The 6,516-nt window shown below is 51.6% G+C and carries 5 protein-coding genes and 1 rRNA gene; all 6 read left to right on the plus strand.

Annotated features, from left to right (window positions below; all coding sequences use genetic code 11):
* Positions 1-7: 7 nt before the first annotated feature.
* Positions 8-1,120, plus strand: coding sequence for a flavodoxin-dependent (E)-4-hydroxy-3-methylbut-2-enyl-diphosphate synthase (ispG, locus tag FHS30_RS05615; protein WP_183909145.1), 1,113 nt, complete (start codon positions 8-10; stop codon positions 1,118-1,120).
* Positions 1,121-1,152: 32 nt separating this feature from the next.
* The gene (gene hisS, locus FHS30_RS05620; RefSeq protein ID WP_183909148.1) at positions 1,153-2,421 is read left to right on the plus strand and encodes a histidine--tRNA ligase; all 1,269 of its coding nucleotides are present in this window, start codon (positions 1,153-1,155) and stop codon (positions 2,419-2,421) included.
* A gap of 50 nt (positions 2,422-2,471) precedes the next feature.
* Positions 2,472-3,149 carry a tetratricopeptide repeat protein gene (locus FHS30_RS05625; RefSeq protein WP_183909150.1) on the plus strand — a complete coding sequence of 226 codons (678 nt, stop codon included), beginning with the start codon at positions 2,472-2,474 and terminating at the stop codon, positions 3,147-3,149.
* Positions 3,149-4,288: an outer membrane protein assembly factor BamB gene (bamB, locus tag FHS30_RS05630; RefSeq protein WP_183909152.1), complete on the plus strand. Its 1,140-nt coding sequence runs from the start codon at positions 3,149-3,151 to the stop codon at positions 4,286-4,288. Before FHS30_RS05625 ends, bamB begins: the two co-directional genes overlap by 1 nt.
* 84 nt (positions 4,289-4,372) lie before the next feature.
* Positions 4,373-5,926 (plus strand): ribosome biogenesis GTPase Der, encoded by a 1,554-nt coding sequence (gene der, locus FHS30_RS05635; protein WP_183909284.1) that lies wholly within the window; start codon positions 4,373-4,375, stop codon positions 5,924-5,926.
* Positions 5,927-6,432: 506 nt separating this feature from the next.
* Positions 6,433-6,516 (plus strand): 16S ribosomal RNA (locus FHS30_RS05640); the annotation flags it as partial.

A 6,516-nucleotide genomic window follows, 5' to 3' on the forward strand; every position in this document is an offset into this window, starting at 1 on the left:
ATTCACGATGCATTTTGAATCGCCCATTAAACGTCGGAAGTCGCGCCAGATTATGGTGGGCAATGTGCCCGTGGGTGGCGATGCACCAATTTCGGTGCAAAGTATGACCAATACCGAGACCACCGATGTGGCCGCTACCGTTGGCCAAATTCAGCGTTTGGCCAATGCCGGTGCAGACATCGTTCGAGTCTCCGTTCCCAGTATGGAGGCGGCAGAAGCCTTCGGTTTGATTCGCAAGCAGTCCCCTGTGCCGCTGGTGGCCGATATTCATTTTGACTATCGCATTGCCTTGCGTGTAGCAGACCTAGGCGTGGATTGTCTGCGCATCAATCCGGGCAATATCGGCCGTGAAAAACGTGTTGAAGCGGTGATATCTAAAGCCAAAGATTTGGGGATTCCCATACGCATTGGTGTCAACGCCGGCTCATTGGAAAAAGACTTACAAAAGAAATACGGCGAACCTACACCCGACGCGTTAGTAGAATCTGCGATGCGACACGTGGACTTTCTCGATCGCTATAACTACCCAGATTTCAAGGTGAGCGTTAAAGCGTCTGATGTTTTTATGGCGGTCGCCGCCTATCGGAAACTCGCCACGAAAATTGAGCAGCCCCTGCATCTGGGTATTACAGAAGCCGGTGGATTGCGCTCTGGCACGGTGAAATCGTCCATTGGTCTTGGCATGCTTTTGATGGATGGCATAGGCGACACGATTCGGGTATCGCTGGCTGCTGATCCAGTTGAAGAAGTGAAGGTCGGCTGGGATATGTTAAAGAGCCTGAAGCTGCGTGCCAAAGGTATTAATTTTATTGCGTGCCCCAGTTGCTCTCGTCAAAATTTTGATGTGATCAAAACTATGAATGAACTGGAGATGCGCTTAGAAGACATCACGGTTCCTCTTGATGTTGCAGTGATTGGATGTGTGGTTAATGGACCCGGTGAGGCTAAAGAAGCTGATTTAGGCTTGGCTGGGGGCACACCTAATAATTTGGTATACGTGGATGGACAGCCCAGTACTAAATTAAAAGCGGAAAATCTTGTTGAAGAGTTGGAAGCGTTAATACGCGCCAAGGCCGCTGCCAAAGCAAAAGCAGAAGAATCCATTATTGCTAAGGCGTAGTGGTCGAATTTTAGATTTGAGTGGATGTTAACGTGAAGAAAATTCAAGCCATTCGTGGCATGAACGATTTACTGCCAAGCCAGTCAGGCCGTTGGCAGTACCTTGAAGGGGTTGTGTCCGATGTGTTGCGGCGCTATCACTATCAGGAAATTCGCTTTCCGATCTTAGAGCAAACGGAGCTGTTTAAACGCTCCATTGGCGAAGTTACTGATATTGTCGAAAAAGAAATGTACACATTTCTCGATCGCAATGACGAAAGCGTAACCCTGCGCCCAGAGGGAACCGCGTGTTGCGTTCGCGCCTGTGAAGAGAATGGCTTGCTCTACAATCAAGTGCAGAAACTCTGGTATATGGGCCCGATGTTCCGCTACGAAAAGCCGCAGAAAGGTCGCCTGCGCCAATTCCACCAAATTGGTGTCGAGGCGTTTGGTATGGCTACACCGGATGTGGATGCAGAGTTACTTATCCTATCTGCCCGCTTATGGCGCGAATTGGGTGTTGCAGATGCGGTGACGCTGCAGTTAAACAGCCTCGGCGTGCCTGAGTCTCGGGCCAAGTATCGCGAGGCGCTGGTGGACTATCTGTCCGCGCACCGTGAAAATTTAGATGAGGATAGCCAGCGTCGGTTGGAGACTAACCCGTTGCGGGTACTGGATAGTAAAGATCCCGCCACGCAGGCGCTACTGGTTGATGCACCGCGCTTGGGCGATTTTTTAGACGATGAATCCAAAGATCACTTTGCCCAGGTGTGTTCACTGCTCGATGCGGCGGGGGTGAACTACCAAGTTAACGAGCGTCTGGTGCGGGGTTTAGACTACTACACCAAAACCGTATTTGAGTGGGTTACCGACAAGCTTGGCGCCCAAGGTACAGTATGCGCAGGCGGCCGCTACGATGGTTTGGTGGAACAATTGGGCGGTCGTAGTACGCCCGCCGTTGGTTTCGCTATGGGCATAGAGCGCTTAGTTTTGTTGCTTGAGGCACTGGAATGTGTGCCAGAGGCTGCCACGCAGCGGCCAGACGTGTATATTGTCGCCGTCGGCGATGTGGCTGCTGCCGGTTTGGCCTTGGCGGAAAGCCTACGTGATGCATTGCCCTATTTGGCTGTTCAAACCCATTGCGGGGGTGGTAGCTTCAAAAGCCAAATGAAGAAGGCCGACAAGAGTGAGGCTGCTATCGCATTGATTCTGGGTGAAGATGAGGTAAAAGCAGGGCAGGTTACGGTCAAGTTCTTGCGGGAACAGGCGGATCAGCAAATGCTGCAACACGGCGCCCTTATTGAGTTATTGAAAACACTTTAATCAGCGCAAGCTGAATAGAAAATAAAGAAGACTGTCTGGAGATTGAAACAGTGTCTGCGCATTTAACTGAAGAAGAACAACTCGAAGCTCTCAAGCGTTGGTGGGCTGAAAATGGAAAATCCTTGATCGTTGCTGCTATTTTGGGCGTCGGTGGCTATATGGGTTTCAACGCATGGCAGGACGACCGCCAGGCGAGTGCAGAAATGGCTTCCAGTAAATTTGAAGACATTACTGAGTTAATGTCCAAACAAGAGCAGTTGTCTGAAGCAGATACAGCGACTGTGGCGCATTTGGCCAAGGGCCTAAAAGCGGACCACGGTGATACGTTATACGGTGTGAATGCCGCTATGCTACTGGCCAAGCAGGCGGTAGAGGCCGGCGAGTTGGCTAGTGCAGAAGCAGAGCTGCGCTGGGCCCTTGAGCAAAGTGGTTCAGACAATGTCTCGCATTTGGTGCGCGTACGCTTGGCTCGGGTGCTAGTGGCGCAGGGCAAGGCGGAAGAAGCCCTGACGCTGGTAGCCATCGAAGACCAAGGTGCCTTTAGCTCCCTGTACGCGGAAGTAAAAGGTGACGCGTATGTCGCCAAAAAGGATAACGCCAAGGCTGCGGAGGCCTATCAGGCCGCGTTGGCGGGCCTAAGCGGGAATGATATGGCGCGCGCAGGTCAAATCCGAATGAAATTGAACAGTGTCCAGCCGGCGGCTGCCACCGAAGAAAAGGGTGCCTAATGAAGCACGTATGGGCGTTGTTGGCGGTTTTGATGTTGGGTGCTTGTGCGTCTACAGATGACATCGATATCGAGCCAAAAGAACTACAAGATTTTGCCGCTAAAGTAAAAATCAAAGAAGTGTGGTCGCGCGGCATCGGCGCGGGACAGGATGATCGCTACACTCGGCTGGTGCCCGCATTGAGCGGCGACACCTTGTATGCAACGGATATAGAGGGTGAAGTGTATGCCCTAGATAAACGTAGCGGAAAAGTCCGCTGGACGGTTGAGCTGGACGAGGCTATTAGTGCAGGTGTTGGTTTGTCGTCTGATGCGCTTTTACTTGGTAGCTATAAGGGTGAAGTGATCGCACTAAACAAAGTTGATGGTCGCGAAATGTGGCGAGTCCAACTTTCAAGTGAAGTATTGTCTGAGCCTGCTGCCTCAGCGGGCATAGTTGTCGCGACCACCAATGACGGCAAGCTTTATGGCATCGATGCAACTTCAGGCTCCATTAAATGGATGTTTGAAAGTGTCCAGCCGATACTGACGCTGCGAGGTACAAGTGCCCCTGTTGTTAAAGGCGACGTAGTGTATGCCGGCTTTGACAACGGTAAAGTCTACGCCTTCGAAATTGAAACTGGATTGATTCAGTGGGAACAACGCGTCGCTATCCCGAAGGGGAAGTCTGAACTAGAGCGCATTGTTGACATTGATGGCACGCCATTGTTGGCGGGTGAAATATTACTCGCTGTTAGTTATCAGGGTCGATTGGTAGCTTTCTCGAGCGCCACGGGTCGCCCTTTGTGGGCTGAAGAGGCTAGCTCCGTGCAGGGTCCCGCAGCTGATTACGGGCAAGTTTATATTGCCGGAGCTGCTGATAAGGTGCAGGCGATGTCTCTGGCTAACGGGGTTAGTTTGTGGGTAAACACTGACTTGTTGCGTCGCAAACTCTCGCCACCAGCCGCGTGGGGAGACTTCGTCGCCGTGGCCGATTTTGAAGGTTATCTACATTTGCTAACTCGTGAGTCCGGCGCAATGGCGGCTCGGACAAAGGTTGATGGCGACGGTGTGCGCGCGCGCATGCTCGTGGATGGGGATACCCTGTTTGTATTAGGTAGTGGCGGTGAGCTCAGTGCGCTTCAATTAAAGCCGCTCTAACTTCTCCGCAATAACTGCTATTTTTAAAAGGCCAGAAGGGTGCAGACCCTTCTGGCCTTCACGTTGTTTATGAGTGCAAAGCACATGATTCCTGTTATAGCCCTAGTAGGGCGCCCAAATGTGGGCAAATCCACACTGTTCAATTGCTTGACGCGATCACGCGACGCCTTGGTTGCCGATTATGCGGGTTTGACCCGCGATCGGAAGTATGGCGAAGGCGAACTCTTGGGCCGCAAATTTATGGTCATCGACACGGGCGGTATTAGTGGCGAAGAAGAGGGCATAGACAGCGTTATGGCAGGACAGTCGCTGCAGGCCATTGAAGAGGCTGATGCAGTCATGTTTTTGGTGGACTGCAAGGCAGGCTTAACACCCGCTGATGAAATGATCGCTAACCACCTGCGTATGCGCAGTAAACCCACTTTTGTGGTGGCAAATAAGGTGGACGGCACAAACCCGGATATTGCCCTGGCGCCGTTCTACGAAATGGGCATGGGCGAGATTTTTCCGACCACCGCAACGCACCGAAAGGGTGTGCGATCGCTGATGGAAATCGTGCTCGAACGATTCCCAGAAACGGAAGCTGAGCTTGAGGATAAGCCTCGTGGGATCAAGATAGCGGTAGTGGGTAGGCCCAATGTGGGTAAATCCACCTTGGTCAACCGATTGCTGGGAGAAGATCGTGTAGTGGTGTTTGACTTGCCGGGCACAACGCGCGATAGCATCTATATCAATTACGAGCGCCACGGCGCTAACTACACGTTGATCGACACTGCGGGCATCCGGCGTCGAAAGAGCGTAAAGGAAACGGTCGAAAAATTTTCCATAGTTAAAACCTTGCAAGCTATTGAAGACGCCAATGTGGTGGTCTTAATGGCCGACGCCAGTGAGGGTATTGTTGAGCAAGATTTGCATCTCATGGGGCACACCATTGATGCCGGTCGAGCGCTGGTGATTGCCCTTAACAAATGGGATGGATTGGAAGAAAGTCACAAAACATACGTGAAAAGCGAACTCGAGCGCCGTCTTCGTTTTATTGATTTTGCCGACATTCACTTTATTTCCGCGAAGCACGGTACTGGCGTTGGGCACCTCTACGAGTCCATCGAGAAGGCTTATCAGGCGGCCACTGAGAAATTTTCTACCAACTTTTTGACGCGACTATTGCAGGATGCAGTGCGCGAGCACCAACCGCCGATTGTACGCGGCCATCGAATAAAACTTCGCTATGCGCATCCAGGTGGACACAATCCTCCGATCATCGTTATTCATGGCAACCAGACCGGTGAGCTGCCTGCTGCGTATGTGCGCTACTTAGAGAAAATGTATCGCCGCGCGCTGGAATTGCACGGCACCCCAATTCGATTGGAGTTTAAGTCAAGCGAAAACCCATTCGAGGACAAGGCAAAACCTGCCACTCGACGTCGCGACGGCAAGGTTCAAACTGGCAAGCGACCGCAGGGCGAGCACCGCAAGGCGTACCAAGCGCGCAAAGGGAATGCTGCTAAGCCTAAGCCAAGCGTCAAATCGGTGACGCCAAAAACGACCGAAAAGGCATCGAATGCTAAAAAGCCGACGGCGTCGCAGCGCACACGGCCGACCCACAGAACCAAACCTAGCGGTGGCAAAAAGGTGTAGTTGATATATCACCCATTCTGCTCGAAAAACACCCGCCCGTGCGGGTGTTTTTGTTGGTCGGCAAGAACTTTTTAAAAAAGTTAAAAAAGGGCTTGCCAAGTGAGTTGGGATGCGTAGAATGCGCGCCTCTCCAACGGGAACACAGTGTGTTCGAGACGGCGGAGAGGGGGTTTGAAGTTCAGGTTGTTGGCATCGCTAAGTGCCTGATTTCCAAAGTCCCGTCGGTTGATTGCTGATTTGAACGAAGTTTGAAGAAAGTGATTGACAGGCAAAGCGAGATGCGTAAAATGCGCATCCCACGGTTGAGGCCCAGAGCGCCTAGCCGAGATCTTTAACAGCTGAATCAAGCAATGCGTGTGGGCACTTGCGGATAGGTCGGTACAGCTTCTTCGGAAGCAAAAGATTTATCAGAAGCAAGTGACTCATCAATTCATTACGTGAATGTAAGTTAATACGTTTTCTGACCAAGATTTAGATATCCAGATGTATCGGATGTCGAAAGATTTAAACTGAAGAGTTTGATCATGGCTCAGATTGAACGCTGGCGGCAGGCCTAACACATGCAAGTCGAGCGGTAACAGATCTAGCTT

Source organism: Simiduia aestuariiviva, assembly GCF_014192475.1.
Lineage (GTDB): Bacteria > Pseudomonadota > Gammaproteobacteria > Pseudomonadales > Cellvibrionaceae > Simiduia > Simiduia aestuariiviva.